Genomic DNA, 21,088 nt, shown 5'->3' with positions numbered 1-21,088 from the left:
ACCGGGGGGAGTCCCTCGGGGTGGGGCGTGTGGGGCGGCAGCAGACGAAACATGCCGCAGCGCCCGGCGACGTGATTTCCGTCATCGGGCACCGCGGCAGTTCGGTGTACTGAGATGTACTCGGGTACTACTCGATACGAGATGTACTGGGCTTCAGCGGGCGGCTGCCACGCGTCAGGAGGCGAGAACCTCGTCCAGCAGGGCCTCGGCCTTGTCCTCGTTCGTGTTCTCCGCGAGGGCCAGCTCGCTCACCAGGATCTGGCGGGCCTTGGCGAGCATGCGCTTCTCACCGGCGGAGAGTCCGCGCTCGCGCTCGCGACGCCACAGGTCACGCACGACTTCCGCGACCTTGATGACATCGCCGGAGGCGAGCTTCTCCAGGTTTGCCTTGTAGCGACGGGACCAGTTCGTGGGCTCCTCGGCGTACGGCGCGCGCAGCACCTCGAAGACCCGGTCCAGTCCATCCTGACCGACCACATCACGCACGCCGACGAACTCCGCATTGTCCGCTGGCACACGCACTGTCAGGTCACCCTGGGCGACCTTCAGCACCAAGTAGGTCTTGTCCACGCCTTTGATCTGGCGAGTTTCGATAGCCTCGATCAGCGCGGCCCCGTGATGGGGATAGACCACGGTGTCGCCAACCTTGAACGTCATGTGACAGGTACCCCTTCCGTGGCTATCCAGGGTAACACGGATACGGCGTCTTCTGAATGGCGTTTTCGCAGGTCAGGGCATATCTCGGGGCTTGACAACAGCAACAGGAACGTGCTTCGCGAGGCCTGCGGAACAAGGTATTCGCAGGTGGGAGCGGCTGTCCGGGCCGGGCGAATCGGGCACGTCACACACCGCCGACGCGCCTCCCGAGCAACCGAACGTCCACATATGTCCGGTTCCAAGTGCTCGACTTCCGCTACTCCGTTCGGTGCGCGGCGACGGGTACGAGACGATTCCGGAATTGATCACGCCATCCGATCACGCGGTGATCACGTCGCGCACGGTGATCAATTCCGGGGCCGCTCGCGCATTCCTTCACGGAAAATTCGCGTGCCGCCGCACGCCGTATGCCGAACCGTTTGCCCGTGGTCTTACCGGCGGGCTAATGGGAAAGCCGGACGGTACCCCCCGGCGGAGCGAACCGCCGGACGAACCGCGCCCGGGGGGAGGGTCGGGTGCGGCGGCGCGGGGACGGCTCGGTAACCTGGGGCCGCTGACAGCCACTTAGGGCGGCTTTACAAGGACAGCTGCCCCTGCGTTCAAGGAGTTGCCGCCGCCGTGAGCAGCAGCCTTCGACGCGGCGCCCTCGCCGCCTCCGCCATCGCGTTCTCGATCGCCTCGCTCGCCGCCTGCGGCGCCGGAAACAACGCGCAGACCCTGGAGATCAAGCCGGACAACGCGGCCACCAGCGTCGGCGACATCAAGATCCAGAACGCCGTCGTCATCACCCAGCCGGACCCCGAGGCGAGCGGCCCCGCGGTCGTCTCCGCCACCGTCTTCAACGCCGGTGACAGCGCCGAGACGCTCGACAAGATCACCGTGGACGGGATCGCGCAGCCCGTGGAGCTGTCGCCCGCCAAGGGCGGCGGCAAGCTGACCATCCCCGCCGGCGGCTCCGTCGTCATCGGCGGCAAGGACAACGCCTCCGCCGTACTGAAGGACGGCGAGGGCCTGGAGGACGGCGACGCCCAGAAGGTCACCTTCTCCTTCAGCGAGACCGGTGACGTGAGCCTGGAGGCCTTCGTCGTCCCCGCCGGCGGCTACTTCTCCTCCTGGGGCCCCACCGAGGTCCCGGCGGCGCCGGGCGCCTCGGCCTCCACCTCCGCCACCCCGGGCGCCACGCCGTCCGGTGAGGCCACCCCGTCCGGCGCGGCCGACGGCCACGGCGCCGCCACCGGCACCCCGAGCGGCGCCGCCACCGCGTCCGCGCCGGCCGGCGAGTCGGCGGAGGACCACGAGGCGGCCGGTCACTGAGACACGCGGGGCGCACGGCCGTGGACACCACGCGGCCGTGCGGCTCACGGGGCCGTGTGGCTCACGCGGCCGTGCGACTCACGGGGCCGTGCGACTCACGGTCCGTAGGCCTCAGGGCCTGCGCCCAACGGCCGCACGCCTCAGGGCCGTGCACCTCACGGCCGTACATCTCACGGCCGTACACCTCACAGCCGTATGACGAAGGGCGGGGCCTCCCGGGGAGGCGCCGCCCTTTCGTGTGTCCGTGGGGTGCGGTCTACGGCTCGAACTTGTAGCCCAGGCCGCGGACCGTCACCAGGTAGCGCGGCGCGCCCGGGTCCGGCTCGATCTTGGCGCGCAGGCGCTTGACGTGGACGTCGAGGGTCTTGGTGTCACCGACGTAGTCGGCACCCCAGACGCGGTCGATGAGCTGCATACGGGTCAGCACGCGGCCGGCGTTGCGCAGCAGCATCTCCAGCAGGTCGAACTCCTTCAGCGGGAGGTCCACCTTGGAGCCGGAGACGGTGACCACGTGCCGGTCGACGTCCATCCGGACCGGGCCCGCCTCCAGCGCGGCCGGCGCCACCTCCTCCGGCTCGCCGCGGCGGCGCAGCACCGCCCGGATACGGGCGACCAGCTCACGCGACGAGAACGGCTTGGTGACGTAGTCGTCGGCTCCTATCTCCAGTCCGACGACCTTGTCGATCTCGCTGTCCTTGGCGGTCACCATGATCACCGGAACGTTGGAGCGGCTGCGCAGCTGCCGGCACACCTCGGTGCCGGGCAGACCCGGCAGCATCAGGTCGAGGAGGACGAGGTCGGCGCCGTTGCGCTCGAACTCGTCGAGTCCGTCGGGCCCGGTGGTCGCGACCGCGACCTCGAAGCCCTCCTTGCGGAGCATGTACGACAGGGCGTCGGAGAAGGACTCCTCGTCCTCGACGACGAGCACACGGGTCACGGAAGGACCTCCGGGGCGGGAAGTGTTTCTTCGTACGGGGGTGCGTCAGGGGACGTGCTGCGGGAGGAGCGGGCGCCCGCTCCGCCGCCGGCGGAACCGTGCTGCGCCCGGTCGCGGGCGGCGCCCGCCTCCGGCAGCCGCAGGGTGAAGGTGGAGCCCTGTCCCTCGGAGCTCCACACCGTGACCTCCCCGCCGTGCGAGGCGGCCACGTGCTTGACGATGGCGAGGCCCAGACCCGTACCGCCGGTGGCGCGGGAGCGGGCCGGGTCGACGCGGTAGAAGCGCTCGAAGATGCGCTCCTTGTCCTTGTCGGAGATGCCTATGCCCTGGTCGGTCACGGCGATCTCGATCATGTCGCCGCCCGACGCGGTGACCCGGCGGGCGGCGATGCCGACGCGGGTGCGGGCGGGCGAGTAGTTGACGGCGTTCTCGACGAGGTTGCCGAGGGCCGCCGCGAGCTGGCCGCGGTTGCCCCAGACGTGCAGGTCGGCGGCGCCCGCGCGGTGCCCGCCCGGGTCGGGCCCCTCGTGCGCCCCGGTGTTCGAGGCGATGGTGATCTGCTTGGTGGAGGCCGCGTGCCGGCAGCGGTCCATGGCCTCGGCGACCAGTTCCTCGACCGCGACCGGCTCGGCGTCCTCCAGCGGGTCGTCGTTCTGCACCCGGGAGAGGTCGATCAGCTCCTGCACCAGGTTGGTCAGCCGGGTCGCCTCGATCTGCATCCGCCCGGCGAAGCGCTGTACGGCCTCCGGGTCGTCGGAGGCGTCCATGACGGCCTCCGAGAGCAGGGAGAGCGCGCCGACCGGGGTCTTCAGCTCATGGCTGACGTTCGCGACGAAATCGCGCCGTACCGCTTCTATCCGGCGGGCCTCCGTCAGGTCCTCGACCAGCAGCAGCACCAGGCGGGAGCCGAGCGGGGCGACCCGCGCGGACACCGCCAGCGCCTCGCCGCGGCCGGTGCCGCGCCGCGGCAGGTCCAGCTCGACCTGCCGTATCTCGCCGTCGCGCCGGGTGTCGCGTGCCATCTGGAGCATCGGCTCCACGGCCAGCTTGCCGCCGCGCACCAGGCCGAGGGCGTACGCCGCGGAGCTGGCCTTGACGACGGCGTCGGCCTCGTCGAGGACGACGGCCGACGAGCGGAGCACGGACAGCACCGTGTCCACGCCGGGTGGCAGCACCGGATCGGTGTGCAGTGAGGTGCGGGTGGGGCGTTTCAGGTCGCGCTCGCTCCAGCGGAACGCCAGCATGGCGATGACACCGGTCAGTACCCCGGCGATCGCAGCCGCTGCGGCGACCGCCGCGTTCACGTCCATGCCTCCAGGTTAGGCATGGTGTAAGGCGTGACCACAGCCATCCGTGGCGGAGCTCGAACACTCGTCGCCCAGAGTTCACTCAGGAGCCAGTGATGGTTCATTTGGGGTGGCGGAAACGGACGCGTAGGGGACGGATCGTGGGAGCGTGGGGTTGACGGAACGGGTTTTCGGCACGGTTTTCGGCAAGGGGTCCGGCGGCCCCGGACGCCTCTGGCCTCCGGCTCCTGGCCCCCTGGCCCCCTGGCCCCTTGACCTTTGACCCCCCGGACCCACCGGACTCCCGGGAACGACGCACGAGAGGGAACCCTGATGCGGGACGCGTACCACGAGGAACTGGACTCGATCGGCGACGGCCTGGTCGAGATGGCCCGGCTGGTCGGGTCGGCGATCGGGCGCGCCACGACGGCCATCCTCGACGCCGACCTGAAGCTGGCCGAGAACGTGATCGAGGCCGACCAGAAGGTCGACGACCTCCACCACGACCTGGAGGCGCGGGCCATAGCCCTGCTGGCCCGCCAGCAGCCGGTGGCGACGGACCTGCGGATCGTCGTGACCTCGCTGCGGATGTCCGCCGACCTGGAGCGCTCCGGCGACCTCGCCCAGCACGTGGCGAAGCTGGCCCGGCTGCGCTTCCCCGAGCGCGCGGTCCCGCACGACCTGCACGCGACCATCCTGGAGATGGGCCAGCTCGCCCAGCGGCTGATGGCGAAGGCCGCGGAGGTGCTGGTCACCAAGGACGTCGACCTGGCGCTCCAGCTGGAACAGGACGACGACGCGATGGACCTGCTGCACCGCACCCTCTTCCAGCACCTGATGGACGACCGCTGGAAGCACGGCATCGAGACGGCCGTCGACGTGACCCTGCTCGGCCGCTACTACGAGCGGTTCGCCGACCACGCGGTCGCGGTCGCCAAGCGGGTGGTGTTCCTGGTGACAGGTGAGCACGCGGACGAACTGCAGCAGGAGATGCAGACGGAGATCCAGCCGGCGGCGGGGACGGAGGGCGCCTGACCGACGCGTTGGGGCGAGGTGGGGCGCGTACGAGCCACTGTGCGCCGTTGATGCGCCCAGGGAACCGGGCATGCAATGGGCACAGGCTCCAGCCTCGAGGAGGGACCATGGCCGATTCCCCCAGCACTCCCGGTACGACGCCCGACCCCACGCAGGAACGCGGGACCGAGCAGCCGGCGGAGATCAGGAACCTCATGCTGATCGGCGCCTGCGGCTGCGGCTCCGGGTGCGGCTGCGGATGCCAGTCGGGCAACCCGTGCCAGTGCGGGTGAGCACCTTTCGCTTCGTGCAGGGCCCCCGGCGTGCTGCCGGGGGCCCTTCGGCGCAGCATGGAAGGGGTAGCAGGGCTCCCTCTCTACGGAAGGGGCAGCAGGGCTCCCTCTCTGGGAAGGAGGTGGAGGCCATGCCCGAGTTCATGGACGTCCACCACAACATGAAGGGCATCACCGAGGACCAGCTCCGCGAGGCCCACCAGGCGGACCTCGCCATCGAGCAGGACGAGCGGGTCCACTTCAAGCAGGCGTGGGCCGACCCGGAGTCCGGTGTCGTCTACTGCCTCTCCGAGGCCCCGTCGGCCGAAGCGGTCCAGCGCGTCCACGAGCGGGCCGGGCACAAGGCGGACGAGGTACATGCGGTGCCGCTGACGGTCTGATCCCGGGTTCTCCCTCGCCGAGAGCTGTCCCTGGGTGTCCCGGAGCTGTCCCGGAGCTGTCCCGGAACCGTTCCGGGTGGCGCGTGCGCACAACCATTCGACTGCCGTACGTGTCGTAGAGCGCGGCTGATCACACCCAGCACGCTCTCGGACAACGGAGAACCATGCGCGCCAGACGCACCGCCCTCACCGCTGCCGCGGCCCTCGCGGCAGCGGTCTGCACACCGCTCCTCGTGGCTCCCGCGGCATCGGCGGCCCCCGCCAAGCTGTCGGACGACTTCAACGGCGACGGCTACCGCGACCTCGTCATGCTGGGCGGTGAGCACGGCAAGGACGGGCGGGTCACCGTCGTCTACGGCACGTCGTCCGGCCCCGGCACCCGCGTCCAGATCATCCACCAGGACTCCCCCGGCATCCCGGGCGCGGTGGAGGCGAATGACGGCTGGGGAACCGCCGCGACCACGGCCGACCTCGACCGTGACGGCTATGCCGACCTGGTCGTGTCGTCCCCCTACGAGGACGTCGGCGACGTACAGATGCGCGGCGGGCTGACCGTCGTCTGGGGCGGCGCGCAGGGCCTCGGCCCGGGAACGGTCTTCAACTCGCCGATCCCGCAGCAGAACGAGCACTCGGGTGACGTGTTCGGCCAGGACGTGGTGACCGGCGACTTCGACGGCGACGGCGACGCGGACCTCGCAGTGACCAGCAACAGCACGGCGGGCGTGGTCCTGCTGAAGGGCCCCTTCACGCGCACCGGCGGCAAGAGCGGCTGGGACTCCCTGGGCGGCGGGTACGGCTACCTGGCCCCCGACAACCTGGTCGCGGGCCGGGTCACCCCCGACGCGGCCACCGACCTGTACATCCTCGGCAGGGACCTGGTGCGCTCCAGCGACCTGGACCTGCGGGCGTTCTTCCACCGCGGCGGCAGCACCTTCACCCAGCGCGCGGCCGAGCTGCGGGTGCCCGACGACGGCGGCCACCAGGGCGGCGACATCCTCGCCGTCGGCGACTTCGACAAGGACTCCTACGGTGACCTGGCCATCGGCCGCGGTTACGAGACGGGGGACGGCGAGCGCGGCTACGTCACCGTCCAGTACGGCGGCGCGAACGGCCCCGACACCGCCCGCAAGCAGGTCAGGTTCACTCAGAACACCACCGGCGTGCCCGGCTCCTCCGAGAACGGGGACTACTTCGGCTCCGCCATCGCCGCAGGTGACGTCAACGGCGACGGCTACGCGGACCTCGCCGTCGGCGCCGGCGGCGAGGACCTGGGCACCAAGCGCAACGCCGGCACGGTCACGGTCCTCCTCGGCCGCGCGGGCGGCCTGTCCGCCACCGGCGCCAAGTCCTACTCCCAGGACACCTCCGGCATCACCGGCACCCCCGAGACCGACGACCTCTTCGGCGCCAGCCTCAAGTTCACTGACTACACCCGCGACGGCCGCGCGGACCTGGTGATCAGCACCAACGAACAGCTCGGCTACGAGGACCGCTGGGGCCTCGTCCACTTCCTCAAGGGCTCCGGCACGGGGCTCACGACGACGGGCTCGAAGGCGTACTCGGTGACGTCGCTGAAGCTGTCGTACGCGCGGCTGGGCGGTCCGTTCTCACGCTGAGCGCGACGCTGACGCATGTCGTGAATGTCGGAAAACAGCGTCTGCTTGTGACCGGCGGGGCTGCTCACTACGGTGTGCCCTTTCGTTCGCCCCGCCGTGTACACATCAGACAGCAGACGGGGCGACCTCACCCTCGCAAGGAGCCCCATGCGCAAACGCGCACTCTTCGCCGTACTGGCCGCCGCAGGTGTGCTGGGCGGATTCACCGGTCCGGCGGCGTACGCGGACGACGGCGTCGGCGACATCCAGATCACCGACGTCTCCGTCAACGGTGACAAGGACATCGTCGTCGGCGTCACCGACAAGACCGTCACCGTGTCGGTGACCGCCACCGACCCGTCGGGCATCTGGGACGCGGACTTCTACCTCTGGCGCGGCCCGGACGGCGCCGACCCCTACTTCGACGCCACCGACTACGTCACTCCGAACGAGGACACCACACCCGCGGACTGCGTAGCCTCCAGCGCCACGACCTCCACCTGCTCGAAGACCTTCACCTTCGAGCCGGACTGGTGGGTCACCAACGCCGACGCGGGAACGTGGAAGGTCGGCGTGCACGTGTCCGCCAACGACGGCAGCTGGACGAACCGGTGGGCCTACACCACCACCCGTCTCCAGCGCCTGTCCAAACTGACCGTGGACGCCGGCCCCGAACCGGTCGCCAAGGGCAAGACACTCACGGTCACCGGCAAGCTCAGCCGGGCCAACTGGGACACCCTCGACTACCGCGGCTACGCCGGCCAGCCGGTCAAGCTCCAGTTCCGCAAGGCGAGCGCGACCACCTACACCACCGTCAAGACCGTCAACACCTCCAGCACCGGCACCCTGACCACCACGGTCACCGCGTCGGAGGACGGCTACTGGCGCTGGTACTTCACGGGGACCTCCACCACGCCGGCGGTGAAGGCTACGGGCGACTTCGTGGACGTGCAGTAGCACTCCACTGAGAGCGGCGAGCCCCCTGTCCGTGCGGGAAGTGCGGGCGGGGGGCTTGTGCGTGGGCGCTTACTTCTTCTTGCCCTGGGTCTTGTCGGGGATCTTGGTGAGCTGGGTTTTTGCTGGTCAGGAGCGGTGGACTCGTGCGCCTGGTGGTTGTCATTGGTCGTCCTTGGCCACTGTTGAGCGGCCTCGGACGGCCCAGAGACGGCCCAGCTCCTCGGTCTGTGTGGGCGGCCCGCCGACCTCAGCGCGAGGGGCGCCTCTTCGGGGGGACCGGGCCCGGAATCACATCCTTGCCAAGGTGTTCCTTGATCAGGTACTTGAGTTCCGGCCCTTCGATGAGCTGGAGCCGACCATGTTGGCGGGCAAAGTCGTGGCTGGCCCTGCCGAACCACGATGTGGTGATCAGGACCCCCTTGGCAGCCCGCTTGTGCTCGACCACTCCGGCGAGCGCCTGAACGGACTCAACACCCACGAGCTTGCTGTAGCGCTTCGCCTGAATGATGCACTCACCGTTGAAGACGGGGTCCTTGCTGACGGCAACCGCGTCAACGCCCTCGTCTTTGGACGCCTGGGTGTTCCAGGCCTCCATGCCGATCGCCTCGAACAGTTGGCGAATCAGGTGCTCGAACTCGGTGGGCGTCAGCTTCACCAGCACGGGCCTGTTGTCCAAGCCGGCGACGACATCCATGCTGTCCATGAGCCGGTACTTCGACAGGTCGAATTCGACGATGGGGCGAATCGGTTCGAGATCGTAGGGGTTGGGAGACACCAGAGCGTTGAGTCCCCTGAGGCACTGCGCTGGATCAACCTGACTGAGACGGAGCTTCCCGAACTGCTCCCTGCTGGCGCTGAGCGTCACCAGACAGGGTGAGACCTCCTGACCGGTAGCCCGATCAATGGTTCTCACATGGCCATTCAGGATCACGCCATTGACGACCCGGTCCGGATCACTCGTCAGGACCTCGTGCACTGTCCTCAGAGCGACTTGCGCCAGGACGGAAGCGTAGATCTCCTTGCGCTCCTTCTCCGGACGAGGCAGCACGGTCGTCTCGTCCCGGTTCTTCACGTACCGGTAGCCCCGCACCGTAGGAACGACTGCCTCAGGAGGCAAATGGATCTCAACGAGTACGTCACCGGTGGCAGGACGGAAGGCGATCCGATGCTCGTGCGGGAAGCCCACTGGATACACCGACGCATCCAGAACAGCCCCTAGATGAGCCTCGACCGCCGCGGGCTCCCCGGCCCTGTACGCCTCGCGCTCCTCGTCCAGCTTCGAGTTGAAGGCCGCCACCTCGTCAAGGGCCTGCGCTTCGGCCTGGCGATGCTCGGCACGCTTCCGCTCCAGCGTTGCCAGCCGCTTCTGCTCGGCTCGCCTGTAGCGATCTTGTGCCTCATTGAACCGCACACGCGCCTCGGCAACCTCAGCTTCGTAGCGCTTCCTGCCAAGACCCAGGACAGCGGCCAGACCGCCAGGCTCCGGTGGTGCGAACTTCTCCCAGCGCGGTGAAGGCTCCGGACGAGACCAAGGACGCTCGTCTAACTTCTTCGGCGTGTGAGTCCTCCGCCGGCGCTCGAAGGTCGTCGGCGGATCGCCCACCAAGGCGTCACGGAGCAACTGCCCGAGCTGCTCGACCTCGTGCTCGACTCCGATTGTGCGCACCTGCGCCTGCTCGGCCTGCTGCTCCTGATACGCGGCCTTCCGCTCGCGTTCCTGCCGCTTGCTGGCCGTTTCAGCGGCCTTGCGTTCCCGCTCCGCTTGTCGTGCCCGTTGTTCCTGGGCTCGTCGTAACGCCTGCTGCTGCCGCTGATAGTCGTTGCCTCGGCCGCTGCCCCGTTGCGCCACCTGTCCACCCCTCCCCTGGCCTTACTCCGCCACAGGGCTGCATTCCCCTTCCACCTCGCAGAATCACACAGGGCAGAGACGTCGCCTCAGCCGGACGGCACGGTGCACCGTGGACTCAAGTCGTCTGTGCCTCAACCGACGACAGTCAGCCACGATGGCGGGTTTGCCGACCGGCCAGGCGCGCGTTTGCCTCGCCGCACTCCCACTGGCCTCAGCCACGCTGTCGAGGTGTCGTCGACCAGAGGAAGCCAGGACGGCCGGCCCGTGAGCACACTGCCTGAGCCATCAGCTTGGGAAGCTGCGGGCATTTGCGGCCGAGTTGGTCACTGACCTGGACGAACAGCGGATGGGCGGCCTCGGCGGGCCCGCCTGTTCTTACCGTGGCTCCCCGCTGTTCCCCGCTCGATCTGGTGCGCTTGTGGTGTGGCGCCCTGAATGCCGCCATACAGGTGCGATCGCCAGAGAAGGCGCCACTCCCAGCACCACGGCTCCCAGCGGCCAGCCGGCGCCTCCACGTTCTCGGCCGCGCGGTTGACGATCACTTGTTGACCTCGGCGGTGCACCTGGTACCCGGGCATGAGCAGCAGAGGGCGGTCCAGCTCGTAAAGGGCGTCTGATCGAAACTCAGCTCGTTTAGCAGCAACACCCCGTGCACCAGGGCCGGTTCCTGTTGCAGCCTCATGCACCCATGATGCGATGGCTTCGAGGAGCACCGCTTTAGGAGAGAGGTAGGGGAGCCTTGCCTGTGACCTGCGGCTTTTATGGCCGAGCTAGTAGGCATGGATACGCCTGTCAGGCACCCTTGTTGACCGCGGCTGACCCTCGTATCTGGCAGGGCTTTGGCACGGGACCTCTTGGTCCTGAACTACGGGCGGGACGGTTGCTGAGGCCTGCCGGGCTGGCATGACCCTCCATCGAGCAGGGATGATATGGCGCACTAGAGTTGCAACGCTGGGGGAGGATGACGGCAGTGTTCGCCGAGCGCCAGACGGAGTCCACAGGGGCGGCAGCCGGGGAAGAGGCTGGAACCGGCCGGAAGCAGTGCCGATGAAGGGGCACCGACCGGAAGCACGGACTCCTGTTGACGACCGGGCTGACGACCTGCAGTACGATGCGTTCATCTCGTACAACCACGCGGCTGACGAGTCCTTCGCCCCTGTTTTACGGGGCCTCGTGACCAAGCTCGGCGCCCCCTTGTTCAGAAGGCGCCGGTTGAAGATCTTTCTGGACAAGACAAGCCTGCCCCTCGGAACGTCGCTTCCCGATGAGATCCAGAAGGCTCTGAAGGCATCGCGGAAGTTCATCCTCTTGGCCTCGCCCGGGTCTGCCCAGTCCTGGTATGTGAACCAGTTGGAGATTCACTACTGGAGGGAGGTTCTGGGCAGGCCAGGCATCTACATCTGTCTCACGGGCGGCGAATATCACTGGGACAGGGATTGCAACGATTTCGACTGGCAGCGCACCAACGCATTGTCCTCCGAGCTGTCCGGCACTTTCCCCAGCGAGCCCCTCATAGTGGACCTGCGAAAGATCCGGGCCATGGAACGGCCCCGCCTGCGCCGGGAAGAGGTGAGGCTGCCCGTCGCGAAGATCGTCTCCCTGGTGCGTGACGAGAAACTCGAAAAGGTGCTCGGCGAGGAAAGGCGGCGTCGCGCAAAGAGCTTAGCCGTCATTGTGGTCGTTCTGGCGTTGGTCGTTCTTGTGGGGGTTGTCGGGGCCCGATGGATGACCGCCGAAGAGGATAGGCAGGCCAGTCAGAGAACTGCGACTGCCAGAAAGCTTCTGGTGGCAGCAGAAAAGGCAGCACCGGACGACCCACTAGTGGCTGCCCGCCTCACCGTCGCTGCCACCGCAATCGCCACTGCGGAGCAGGGGCCCGACCACGAGGCCGCGCTTGCTGACCGTGTGTACGAACTGAGGCATGTGCGCCACATCGTGGCGCTTGGTGACGATATCCAACGCAACTTCTCGACGGCGGCCGTGGGGCCCGACGGGCAGTTCGCCTACACACACGGCGACGGGCAACACATCAGGGTCCTCGGCACTGAAGGCAACCAGTTGGCGGATCTGCGCCTGCCGACACCGAAGGGGGGCACACCCATCGAGGCGGAGTGGAACGGCGAGTACCAGGAGCTGGCTTTCGATGCTCATGGCCGGTGGCTGTATGCCTCGCAGATCGGCGGATCACTGGTGCGGTGGAACCTACATGATCTCCAAGCCAGGCCGCAGGAGGTGACGAGGGGTGGCGGTACTTTCTCCGTGGCTCCGGACGGGGAGACCGTCGCCTGGCCAGGCGGGTTTCCGCATGCACCGGATGGCGTTGTGGCACCTGAGGAGCTGGTCGGCAACGGTCTGACCCTACGCTTGGCTGGACAAGACAAGGAGATCGAATCCGACCCGGCTTCTCCTGTGGCAGCGGTGTCCAGTGTCCGCTTCTCTCCGTCCGGCGGAGAAGTTTTCTGCGTGCTGCACAATCCGACCACCGACACGATCGCGGTGCGCACCTGGGACGTTGCTCAGGGCCGCTGGAGGCAGAGCGAGGCTTCGCTGCGCTGGATGCCTGCAGGCCAGATCTCGGCGCTACGCGACGACGGCAAGGTGCTGGCCAAGATCGAAGGCGGAAAGCTACGCCTCTACAGCACGGCGAGCGGTAAGCGCGTAGGGAAGACGCTCCCATACGAACTATCTGGCGCCCAGTCGCCGACTTCCTTGGTCTTCTCTAGGGATGGGCAAACCGTTTACACGGCAGACGAGGATGGCAGGATCACCTCCTGGGAGCTCAACCAGAAAAAGAGCCAGGAAGTCTTCCGAACCGGCGAGAGCGTCCGTGGCCTGGCGCGTGCCGCGGGCGGCGACATGCTGACCGTCACAGGAGCCAAGAGGGCCGTCGTAGTCGACCCGACCCGGGATCTGCGGTACACGGAGGTTCCCGGGGTGCGGTCGGCAGTGGATGTCGCCCTTGCGGGGGACCGCTCACTGGCCGTCCTCGGCGAGAATGAACTCACGGTGAGACCGAGGTCGGGGGCTGCCGCCGGAAAGACGAGCAAGGACGTCGTCACCTGGCCAGGCAGGGGACACCTCGATTTTTCTCCGGACGACCGTCGGCTGTTGACCGTGGAGGGCCACCACGACCAGAGTCTGCTCACGTCCAGGGATGCGAGGACGCTCAAAAGCCACTGGACCGTCACCGCAGACCAGTTGGGAGTCGACAGCATCAATGGCGTGACGGCTGTTGCCGGCGGCCAAACGCTCGTGTCGCACCTCGGCGGCATCGTCGTTGTCGATACCGATGGCAATCGTCTGGGAGAACTGCAGGGCTCACTGCTGGGAACCGATACGAAGGGCGAATGGATCGCTGTCCTCACCACTGATGGTGACGCCGGTGGCAAGTCACCCGCCGTCATCGAGATACGCCGAGTGAGTGGAAGGGTCTCCGGGCGGCTACCGGGTACAGAGCGACGCATCGAGACACGCGGCCAGGTCGTCGGGGCCCGCATGTCCAGTGATGCCAGCACCGTCTTGGTTGGCCTCTCATTGCAGACGAAGCCGGACGGCGAGGAGTACTGGTATGGCGTGGAGCACTGGAGCTTGACCACCGGGAAGCGCGTCGCCCGGACCGAGATGGGCGCCACATGGTCGTCCGATGAGGTGGTGGTCGGTCCGGAAGAGCAGGTGGTCTGGTTCCGCCAGCCGGCGATCTCGTTCCACCGGCGGGGATCGGAGGAACCGTTCGCCCAGTGGCCGGTCCCGGAAACCACCGGCGTTTTCACTAGCGTCGTGGACTCCGCGCACGACAGGCGTACCGCGGTCGTTGCGGAGCAGCACGGCAAAGTCGCTGAGTGGAACCTCAGCGCCGACTCCTGGCTGCGTTCGGTCTGCTCCGCCATCGGCGATCCCGGGCTGGCCTCTCTGCGCCGCACCTATGAGGCCCCTGAGCTGACACGTGACCCATGTGCGGAAACGCGTTGAATGTTTGACGCCCCCAAACAGGCCATCTTGACGAGTTGGAACAAATGAGCCTTACGATTTCGGACAGCGATCTACCAGGTCTGTTTGCCGTGGCGGATGAATTCTCGATACGCGGACAGCGGACGACTCTGCTGTGCAGCCGCATACGGTTGTGGGGGGCGGTGGCCGCTGCCTTGGGTGGAGTCGTCAATTGGAGTCGGCCGGGGCTGAATCCCTGGGCCGCCCTCACAGTCGTCGGGTTCGCCGCCGCGCTGACCGCAGAGATCGTGCTGCTCTCCCGCAGACCGGAGCGGGCCTGGTACAGCGGACGTGCTGTGGCCGAGTCCGTGAAGACGCTGGCCTGGCGGTTCAGCGTGGGTGGCGACCCGTTCCCAGTCGGATTGCCGCCGAGGCACGCTCAGGACTTGCTGCGCGCACGGCTAAGTGGGCTGGTGACGGGTATTCGGTTCCCTGTGGTGCTTCCCCATGACGCGATGGCCACGTCCACGGCCATGGGAACGGCGCGGGCTGCAAGTTTCGAAGAGCGCAAGGCGGCCTACCTGGCCTGCCGTATACAGGACCAGCAGGACTGGTATGGAAAGAAAGCCCGCATCAATGACCGATCTGAGGCGCGGTGGCGCATCGCTCTCATTGTCGGCGAGGTGACTGCCGTGCTCCTAGCGGTCGCCCGCATGGCCGGCCTCTGGGACGTGGATCTGGCTGGGATTCTTGCGGCGCTCGTGGGATCGGGCGCGGGTTGGATGGCGCTCAAGCAATACGCGAATCTGGCGGAGGCGTACTCCGTCGCCTCGATGGAACTGGTCCTTACCCACGACCGGTTGACGGCGGCCAACGAGGGGGAGTGGAGCCAGGCTGTGGCAGATGCCGAAGACGCCATTAGCCGCGAACACACCATGTGGCTTGCCTCGCGATCGGGCCAGGCGCTATGAGGGCTGTCGCGGGCGCCGGGGCCGCACGCCGGTACTGCCTGCCGGGCGGGTGGAGTGCATCGTTGAAGCCGGTGACCACCATGGGTTCGGGGTTTTGTCCAGGACGAGGAAGCCGAGGTCGGCCAGCGCTTCGAGGCTGATGGTTCGCAGGTGGGCCAGGATGTGGTCGCGCCGGGCGTCGGCGATGTCCTGGATGCGGCCGGGCGGGCAGCGGTTACCACTGTCAGCACCGCATTCATCAACCGTTCCGAGCATGACTCCCAGCTTGGGAAGCTTGGGTTTCTCGGGGCCGGTTGCTGTGCTGAACTGCGGCGGAGCGGTGTTGGAGTCCGGGTCGCCCCCAGGGCGAGTCACCGCTGTTCCCCGTGGTTCCCCATGCGATCTGGCACGCGAATGGCACGGTCATTTCTGGGACAACGCACCTCGACCGAGCCGGGCACTTGGGTGCCTGAGCCTCAGCCGACGACAGTCAGCCACGACGGAGAGCGCCCCGACCGATCAGGCGCGCGTGTGTCTCGCTGTGCCGTCTCCAGCTTCAGCCATGCTGCCATGCCGAGGTCCGTTGGCCGCAGGTGAGCAGACAGTCACGCTGCATGTGAGCAGCCTCGATCGTCTCTACCCCTCGGGGAATCGCAACCTGCTGGAATGTGCCGGCGACCCCGGGCTATGCGTAAACGAGATGGCTCCAGGGGCCGCGTGGACTACCGTGTAGTTATGAGTCGTTGTACAGCCCCGGTCCAGGGTCATCGGACCGCCAGCGGACGTGCGGCGTGCCCCGCGTGCAGCGGCGGAGGCTACGGGTACTCATCGTCCCGGTCCTACTACCCGCCGCCGGTTTACACATCGCGGAGCAGTAGCGGGGGCAGCGCGACCAGTGGGGGCAGCTCCAGTAGCGGCAGAACGCGGGCGCCTTGGTCACCGAGCACCTCCTCCGTGACTTACACGCCTGCCGAGGTGAAGGGGCTGAGTCCTGTTCGCGACGCCGCCGTGTTGCGCGCGCGTCAACAGCCTGACCTTCGCGATGTCTTCCTCTGCCACGCATGGGATGACCGGCGCGGTGCTGCCAAGGAGTTGTGCGACCTGCTGGAAGCAGAGGGCGTGTCGGTCTGGTTCAGCGAGAAGGACATTGTGCTCGGCCAACCGTTCATGCGGGAAATCGATAAGGGCCTGGCGAGGTCGCGTACGGGTCTCGTCCTGGTTACCCCTGCGCTGCTGACACGCCTCGAGCGCGGTGGCGTCTCTGACAAGGAGCTCTCGGAGCTCCTTGCACGTGACCTGCTGCTCCCTGTCGTGCATGAGACGTCCTACGGCGAACTCCGGGACATTAGCCCCTTGCTTGCATCCCGAAATGGGTTGGACACGGCGGATGATTCGATGGCAGTAATTGCCACCAAGATCGCCGAGCTGGTCGCCGTTGAGGACGACCTGATCGCACCGCCCACACCGGCGAACTAGCCGTCCGGCGGCGTGCCTGGGCGTCGCTCCCCATCGCTGGCGCCAAGCCCAAGACACGCGAGTCGGTGGCGCGCTCTGCTGCACAAAGGCCTCAGGCCAAGGTCGGTCCGAGGCCTTTGCGCTGGTGCCCCCGGCAGGATTCGAACCTGCGACACCCGCTTTAGGAGTTCGATCGAGCGCCGCTCCGGACGCTGTCGCTCGCTGACGCAACGGCTGGATACGGATGCGGGGGTACGCCTTCGTCCGGCATCGTTGATGTCAGGCGTGGATGTCAGTCCTTCATCCCAGCAGGAGATGCCGCCCAATCTCGCTCTGATGACGCTCGGATACTTGGCCGGTGTCAACGAGCGGTACCCGGGTCATCAGAGCTCATCGATCATCCGGGCCCACTCTTCGATCATGGTCTGCCCATCGATCACCTGCTGCACTGCAGTCTGAATTGAGTTCATCAGAGGACGCAAGGCTCGACTTCCAGAAGCCATGACTTTCGCCCCCTCGCTGAGGCCCTGCAAATTTGAGACGGCCTCCCGTGATGCGGCAATCATCTCCGTCAGCTGGCGGAAAATCTCGCGAGCCGAGTTCTCTTCCTCTTGTGTGGCCTCACCTTCGCCAATCATGCGAATCATCGTGATGATCCCCGGATCGATTCGGGATAGATCCGCTGAATACCGCGCTCCTAGCTCGGCCAGCTTAGCGACTGGTTCACTCAGGTCCGCTGCCAGTGCGTTGGTCACGCGCAATCGACCGGCAAAGCCTCCCCCGCGAGCGTCGGATTGCTGCAGCTGAGTCGCAGACTCTTGCGTCGTCTTGTTGAGCGAATCAAGAACCTCGCCAAACTCTTGCACAGTCTCCGCCCACTCAGGGAGTGAAACTTCCATTTCGGCAAGCGAATCGAGGAAGCCGGGCTGGTCAGCCCCTGGATCACTTAGGGGGACTGCGATGGGTCCGCTGGCGGGCGGCGTTTCTAGAATTCCCTTCAAGCGTAGAGCGAGCTGGTTGACCGCTTGGCGATACCCTGGCGAGTCCTCATCCTCTAGGCGAAGTTGACGCCAATCCACCCACTGCCGACGTGAGATCAATTGAACAACCTCGTCGCTGGAGTTCTCCTCAGTCAGTTGAGGAACGTCTACGTAGTGAATTGGAAGGATTAGGTCTTCAAGGCCGAGGCTCGCAGCGTGGCTGCTGAAGGTGATTATTTCGCGGCGGCACTCCTGGCTCTTCAGGAATTTGGGAGTGATGATCGGAATTAGAAAAGTCGTACTGGTGAGGGCGGAATCAAGGCGTGCTCGCCATTGTTCGCCCCAGGCGATCGAGGCGTTATCCACGAATACGTGGAGCTCATCACCGGTTGTAATCTCGAATGCGTGTGCGATAGCTTCAGCGAGGCGCCGAATGCGTCCCCCATCAAGCTGGTCGTCGCGGTGGGTGTAGCTCCAAAACCCGGCAGGCCCAATGGCGTTCATAGCATCGCACTTTATGGGACTACATGTGATCGCGTGGCCCTTTTGCCAAGGTCGGTGGAGCGGCTTTGGGCTGGAGCTGCTTTGGGGCGAGTGATCATGGCCCCTTAAGCTTCCGGCGCGTCGGGCAGTCTGTGGACCTGCCCGTTAAAGCACGACGTCGGGGCCATGATCTTAGAGGCTCGCCCCAAAGTGGCTGCCTAAAGCCGTGGAGCCGACCGCCCCAGCCACAGAGGGTGTCTCCCACTTCACGCCCGCAGCTCGCCAGCGCGCCGCCTGGCGCGGCCAGCCGGGGCGAAGACAGGAGGCAGGCCGCGCCGTTGAGGCGGCGCGCGCCCGCGCCGTGCGCGGGCCTTGAACCCGTAGAGAAAGTTGTAACTCAGTACGTGGTGCGGGGCTTGTCCGGTCCCGGGTGATGCTTGACGGTGCGAGGCTTGAAGTCGTGTGCGCACGCGGGGAGTTTGCGGACCTCACGGTGTGCGAGCGGCAGGAAGAGTGCTGGGCGGATAGTCCACGTGATCCGGGTGCTGGCGTGCGTGACAGTCACCGTGCAGGGTTCGGAGCGCATCAGGGCGCTGCGGGTCTCGGTGCGTCCTTCGCACAGCCAGGTCCATGCCTCGTCGCAGGCTTCGGAGTCCAGTGCCGGCGTGATGGTCCTGAGCGCGTGGGCTACCCATCTGTCTGCCTGTGGAGCGGAGTAGGCGTCGAACGACGCGTGCAGAGTGGGGCGTTCGATGGCCGCCGTGAGGTCTTCGGTCCAGCACTCGCACCAGAAGCCGTAGCGGAGTCCGGTCATGAGGGCACTCCCGTCGGCGAGGCCGTCAGCACGTACCGCGCGCTGTCGTCGTACAGGGTGAGTTGGTAGGCGCTGCCTGACGTCAGATGGGCGAGGGCGCGTTCGTGTTCCGTCTCGTCCGTCAGCCAGTAGTGGCCCGGCTGCGCGTACGCCGTGTCGAGCTGGTCAACCACATGGCTCGTCCGGTCGCGGATCCATCGCAGGGCGAGGCGCGGGCTAGTTGCCTGGTGGGATCCGAGGTTGATCGAGTCGGGCGTGTGCCAGGGGTATGCGGCTGCCCAGCATGCGTACCTGGTGACGTGTTCCGTCGCGGGTAAGCGCTCGGCGTTGGCCGGCGCCCTCACTGGTTGCTCTCCGGTCGGCGCGCGGTGAAGAGCTCCGCTGTGACCGTGTAGCCGGTGCCGTGGCTGTTGTGGATGACGACTCGGTGGGCGAGGGCGGTGACCATGTCGAGTCCGCGGCCGTGTTCGGCGTGCTGGTCCCGGTGCTCGGCCTTGGGGGCCGTGCCGGTGCCTCCGTCGTCCGTGACTGAGAGGGCGATCACCTGGGGGGAGACGGCTAAGGCCAGGTGGAAGCTGCCGGACTCCGTCCCGCTGGCGGTGTGGAGGATCGCGTTCGCGCTCAGTTCGCTCACGATCAGTTCGGCGTCGTCGGCCAAAGGCGATCCCCGCAGGATGTCGCGGGTCCAGCGGCGGGCCCGGCTCACCTCTTCCGGGAATCCTGGGCAAGACAGTCCCCACACCCGGGCCTTGCTCGTATACTCGTGCATACAAGTTCCTTCGTGCTGGTAGGCCGCCATGTGCAGCGGGTTCGGGTTAGACGAGTTTCACGCCGTCGTGGGCGCGAATGGCCGGCGGGGATGCCGCGTCGAGTGCGTCCAGGACGCGGATCGCGTATGCCTCGTCGGCGAGTTCGATGACCTCTTCGCGGGTGGCCCAGCGCAGTGCACGAGTCTCGTCCCCGGTGGTGGGCGTACCGTCGGCGGCTTCGCAGCGGAAGACCAGCGAGACGATCAGGCCCTTCATGTTCTTGTAGACGCCGGTCAGGGTCGCGGGAAGCGCGACCTTGATGCCGGTCTCTTCGAGGACCTCGCGCTGGAGGGCTTCCGGGATGGTTTCCTCGCGTTCGAGGACTCCGCCAGGCGGCTCCCAGTGACCGTTGTCCCGGCGCTTGATCAAGAGGGCGCGGTCCTGGGCGTCGACGATCACTCCGGCGACGCTCACGGAATGCGGACGGTCGATGCTCACGTTCCTCGGCCCTCTCGGCTGGCTAGGCTCTCCACCGTAGCAACAAAGCTCGCTCACTCGTCTAGATACCTAAAGGAGTACACGTGGCCTCTCTTTCTTCCGGCCTCCTCGGTGATCTCGACCCCACGAGCGATCGTGCGGTCTTCCGGCAGATCGCCGACCAGCTGCGCGAGGCGATCGACCGTGGGCGATTCCGCGAGGGCGAAAAGTTGCCCTCCGAGGCTGAGCTCGTCGACCACTACGGGGTCTCCCGCATGACGGTCCGCAACTCCTTCTCCATCCTCCAGGGCGAGGGCCTGGTGCACGCCGAGCACGGCAAGGGCGTCTTCGTGCGACCACGGCCACCAGTACGACGGCTCGCCTCGGACCGGTTCGCCCGGCGTCACCGCGAGCAGGGCAAGTCCGCGTTCATCGTGGAGGCTGACGCGGCCGGCAGTCACCCCCAGGTCGACAGCCTGGAAGTCAAGGAAGAGAAGGCCAGTCAGGACGTCTCCACCCGGCTCGGCTCCGTGCGGCGGGTGCTCGCCCGGCGGCGCCGGTACCTGCTGGACGGCCGGCCCGTGGAGTTCGCCACCTCGTACCTGCCGCTCGACATCGCGCGCGGCACGCCGATCGCCGAACCGAACCCCGGGCCCGGCGGCATCTACGCCCGGCTCGAGGAGCTCGGCCACCGCCTCGACCACTTCGAGGAGGAGATCCGGGCCCGCATGCCCTCGCCCGCCGAGGTGAAGACGCTACGGCTCGCCGCGGGTGTGCCGGTCATCCACCTGATCCGGACAGCTTTCGATACTGAAGGGCGGGCCGTGGAGGTCTGCGACACGGTCATGGCAGCTGACGCCTACGTGCTGTCCTACCAGCTGCCGGCCACGTGATCGCGTGACCGACGGTGGTGCGCGGGGACACTTCTCCGAACTCGTACACCCCGACAGGCATACTCGTATAGACGAGTG

General features: G+C 67.0%; 20 protein-coding genes. 10 read left to right on the top strand and 10 right to left on the bottom strand.

Annotation, left to right across the window (positions count from 1 at the left end; genetic code table 11):
• Positions 1-174 precede the first annotated feature (174 nt).
• Positions 175-657 (bottom strand): CarD family transcriptional regulator, encoded by a 483-nt coding sequence (locus ACIG0D_RS08555; RefSeq protein ID WP_003953493.1) that lies wholly within the window; start codon positions 655-657, stop codon positions 175-177.
• 618 nt (positions 658-1,275) lie between these two features.
• Here ACIG0D_RS08555 and ACIG0D_RS08550 point away from each other — a divergent pair.
• Positions 1,276-1,971 carry a DUF461 domain-containing protein gene (locus tag ACIG0D_RS08550; RefSeq protein WP_399797296.1) on the top strand — a complete coding sequence of 232 codons (696 nt, stop codon included), beginning with the start codon at positions 1,276-1,278 and terminating at the stop codon, positions 1,969-1,971.
• Between the two features lie 256 nt (positions 1,972-2,227).
• Here the strand turns inward: ACIG0D_RS08550 and ACIG0D_RS08545 are convergent, their stop codons facing one another.
• A complete protein-coding gene (locus tag ACIG0D_RS08545; protein WP_365759289.1) occupies positions 2,228-2,908 on the bottom strand; it encodes a response regulator transcription factor in 681 nt (226 codons plus the stop codon).
• Positions 2,905-4,218 carry a sensor histidine kinase gene (locus tag ACIG0D_RS08540; protein ID WP_399797294.1) on the bottom strand — a complete coding sequence of 438 codons (1,314 nt, stop codon included), beginning with the start codon at positions 4,216-4,218 and terminating at the stop codon, positions 2,905-2,907. Before ACIG0D_RS08540 ends, ACIG0D_RS08545 begins: the two co-directional genes overlap by 4 nt.
• A 309-nt stretch (positions 4,219-4,527) precedes the next feature.
• Here ACIG0D_RS08540 and phoU point away from each other — a divergent pair, with 309 nt between their 5' ends.
• The 5 genes from phoU to ACIG0D_RS08515 all read left to right on the top strand — a co-directional run bounded on the left by phoU (position 4,528) and on the right by ACIG0D_RS08515 (position 8,433).
• The gene (gene phoU / locus ACIG0D_RS08535; protein ID WP_399797292.1) at positions 4,528-5,229 is read left to right on the top strand and encodes a phosphate signaling complex protein PhoU; all 702 of its coding nucleotides are present in this window, start codon (positions 4,528-4,530) and stop codon (positions 5,227-5,229) included.
• Between the two features lie 107 nt (positions 5,230-5,336).
• Entirely contained in the window at positions 5,337-5,501 is a 165-nt protein-coding gene (locus tag ACIG0D_RS08530; RefSeq protein WP_399797290.1) for a hypothetical protein, read from the top strand.
• Between the two features lie 131 nt (positions 5,502-5,632).
• Positions 5,633-5,881, top strand: coding sequence for an SCO4226 family nickel-binding protein (locus ACIG0D_RS08525; RefSeq protein ID WP_399797288.1), 249 nt, complete (start codon positions 5,633-5,635; stop codon positions 5,879-5,881).
• Between the two features lie 164 nt (positions 5,882-6,045).
• Positions 6,046-7,497, top strand: coding sequence for an FG-GAP and VCBS repeat-containing protein (locus ACIG0D_RS08520; protein ID WP_399797286.1), 1,452 nt, complete (start codon positions 6,046-6,048; stop codon positions 7,495-7,497).
• A gap of 147 nt (positions 7,498-7,644) precedes the next feature.
• On the top strand, positions 7,645-8,433 hold the full coding sequence (locus ACIG0D_RS08515; RefSeq protein ID WP_399797284.1) for a calcium-binding protein: 789 nt from the start codon (positions 7,645-7,647) through the stop codon (positions 8,431-8,433).
• 247 nt (positions 8,434-8,680) lie between these two features.
• Here the strand turns inward: ACIG0D_RS08515 and ACIG0D_RS08510 are convergent, their stop codons facing one another.
• Positions 8,681-10,282, bottom strand: a complete 1,602-nt coding sequence (locus tag ACIG0D_RS08510; protein ID WP_399797283.1) for a restriction endonuclease — start codon at positions 10,280-10,282, stop codon at positions 8,681-8,683.
• Between the two features lie 1,047 nt (positions 10,283-11,329).
• Here ACIG0D_RS08510 and ACIG0D_RS08505 point away from each other — a divergent pair.
• The gene (locus ACIG0D_RS08505; protein WP_399797281.1) at positions 11,330-14,251 is read left to right on the top strand and encodes a TIR domain-containing protein; all 2,922 of its coding nucleotides are present in this window, start codon (positions 11,330-11,332) and stop codon (positions 14,249-14,251) included.
• Between the two features lie 44 nt (positions 14,252-14,295).
• Positions 14,296-15,180 (top strand): DUF4231 domain-containing protein, encoded by an 885-nt coding sequence (locus tag ACIG0D_RS08500; RefSeq protein WP_399797279.1) that lies wholly within the window; start codon positions 14,296-14,298, stop codon positions 15,178-15,180.
• Here ACIG0D_RS08500 and ACIG0D_RS08495 read toward each other — a convergent pair.
• Complete coding sequence (locus ACIG0D_RS08495; RefSeq protein WP_399797277.1) at positions 15,175-15,435, bottom strand: hypothetical protein; 261 nt, start codon at positions 15,433-15,435, stop codon at positions 15,175-15,177. The genes ACIG0D_RS08500 and ACIG0D_RS08495 overlap by 6 nt on opposite strands.
• Before the next feature lie 678 nt (positions 15,436-16,113).
• Here ACIG0D_RS08495 and ACIG0D_RS08490 point away from each other — a divergent pair.
• Complete coding sequence (locus ACIG0D_RS08490) at positions 16,114-16,635, top strand: toll/interleukin-1 receptor domain-containing protein (RefSeq protein ID WP_399797276.1); 522 nt, start codon at positions 16,114-16,116, stop codon at positions 16,633-16,635.
• Positions 16,636-16,997: 362 nt separating this feature from the next.
• On the opposite strand, the gene ACIG0D_RS08485 is transcribed toward ACIG0D_RS08490, so the two are convergent.
• The 5 genes from ACIG0D_RS08485 to ACIG0D_RS08465 all read right to left on the bottom strand — a co-directional run bounded on the left by ACIG0D_RS08485 (position 16,998) and on the right by ACIG0D_RS08465 (position 20,114).
• The gene (locus ACIG0D_RS08485) at positions 16,998-18,098 is read right to left on the bottom strand and encodes a toll/interleukin-1 receptor domain-containing protein (protein ID WP_399797275.1); all 1,101 of its coding nucleotides are present in this window, start codon (positions 18,096-18,098) and stop codon (positions 16,998-17,000) included.
• Positions 18,099-18,474: 376 nt separating this feature from the next.
• Positions 18,475-18,891, bottom strand: coding sequence for a hypothetical protein (locus tag ACIG0D_RS08480; RefSeq protein WP_399797273.1), 417 nt, complete (start codon positions 18,889-18,891; stop codon positions 18,475-18,477).
• On the bottom strand, positions 18,888-19,064 hold the full coding sequence (locus ACIG0D_RS08475; protein ID WP_399797272.1) for a hypothetical protein: 177 nt from the start codon (positions 19,062-19,064) through the stop codon (positions 18,888-18,890). Before ACIG0D_RS08475 ends, ACIG0D_RS08480 begins: the two co-directional genes overlap by 4 nt.
• A gap of 167 nt (positions 19,065-19,231) precedes the next feature.
• The gene (locus tag ACIG0D_RS08470; protein ID WP_399797270.1) at positions 19,232-19,660 is read right to left on the bottom strand and encodes an ATP-binding protein; all 429 of its coding nucleotides are present in this window, start codon (positions 19,658-19,660) and stop codon (positions 19,232-19,234) included.
• A gap of 46 nt (positions 19,661-19,706) precedes the next feature.
• Positions 19,707-20,114, bottom strand: a complete 408-nt coding sequence (locus ACIG0D_RS08465) for an NUDIX hydrolase (protein ID WP_399797269.1) — start codon at positions 20,112-20,114, stop codon at positions 19,707-19,709.
• Positions 20,115-20,221: 107 nt separating this feature from the next.
• On the opposite strand from ACIG0D_RS08465, the gene ACIG0D_RS08460 reads away from it, so the two are divergent.
• Positions 20,222-21,010 (top strand): GntR family transcriptional regulator, encoded by a 789-nt coding sequence (locus ACIG0D_RS08460; RefSeq protein WP_399797268.1) that lies wholly within the window; start codon positions 20,222-20,224, stop codon positions 21,008-21,010.
• Positions 21,011-21,088 lie beyond the last annotated feature (78 nt).

Origin of the sequence: Streptomyces sp. NPDC052773 (assembly GCF_044547145.1) — a bacterium.
Classification (GTDB): Bacteria; Actinomycetota; Actinomycetes; order Streptomycetales; family Streptomycetaceae; genus Streptomyces.
Note: the sequence above shows the minus strand (reverse complement) of the source record. Positions and strands in the feature narration are given on the sequence as shown.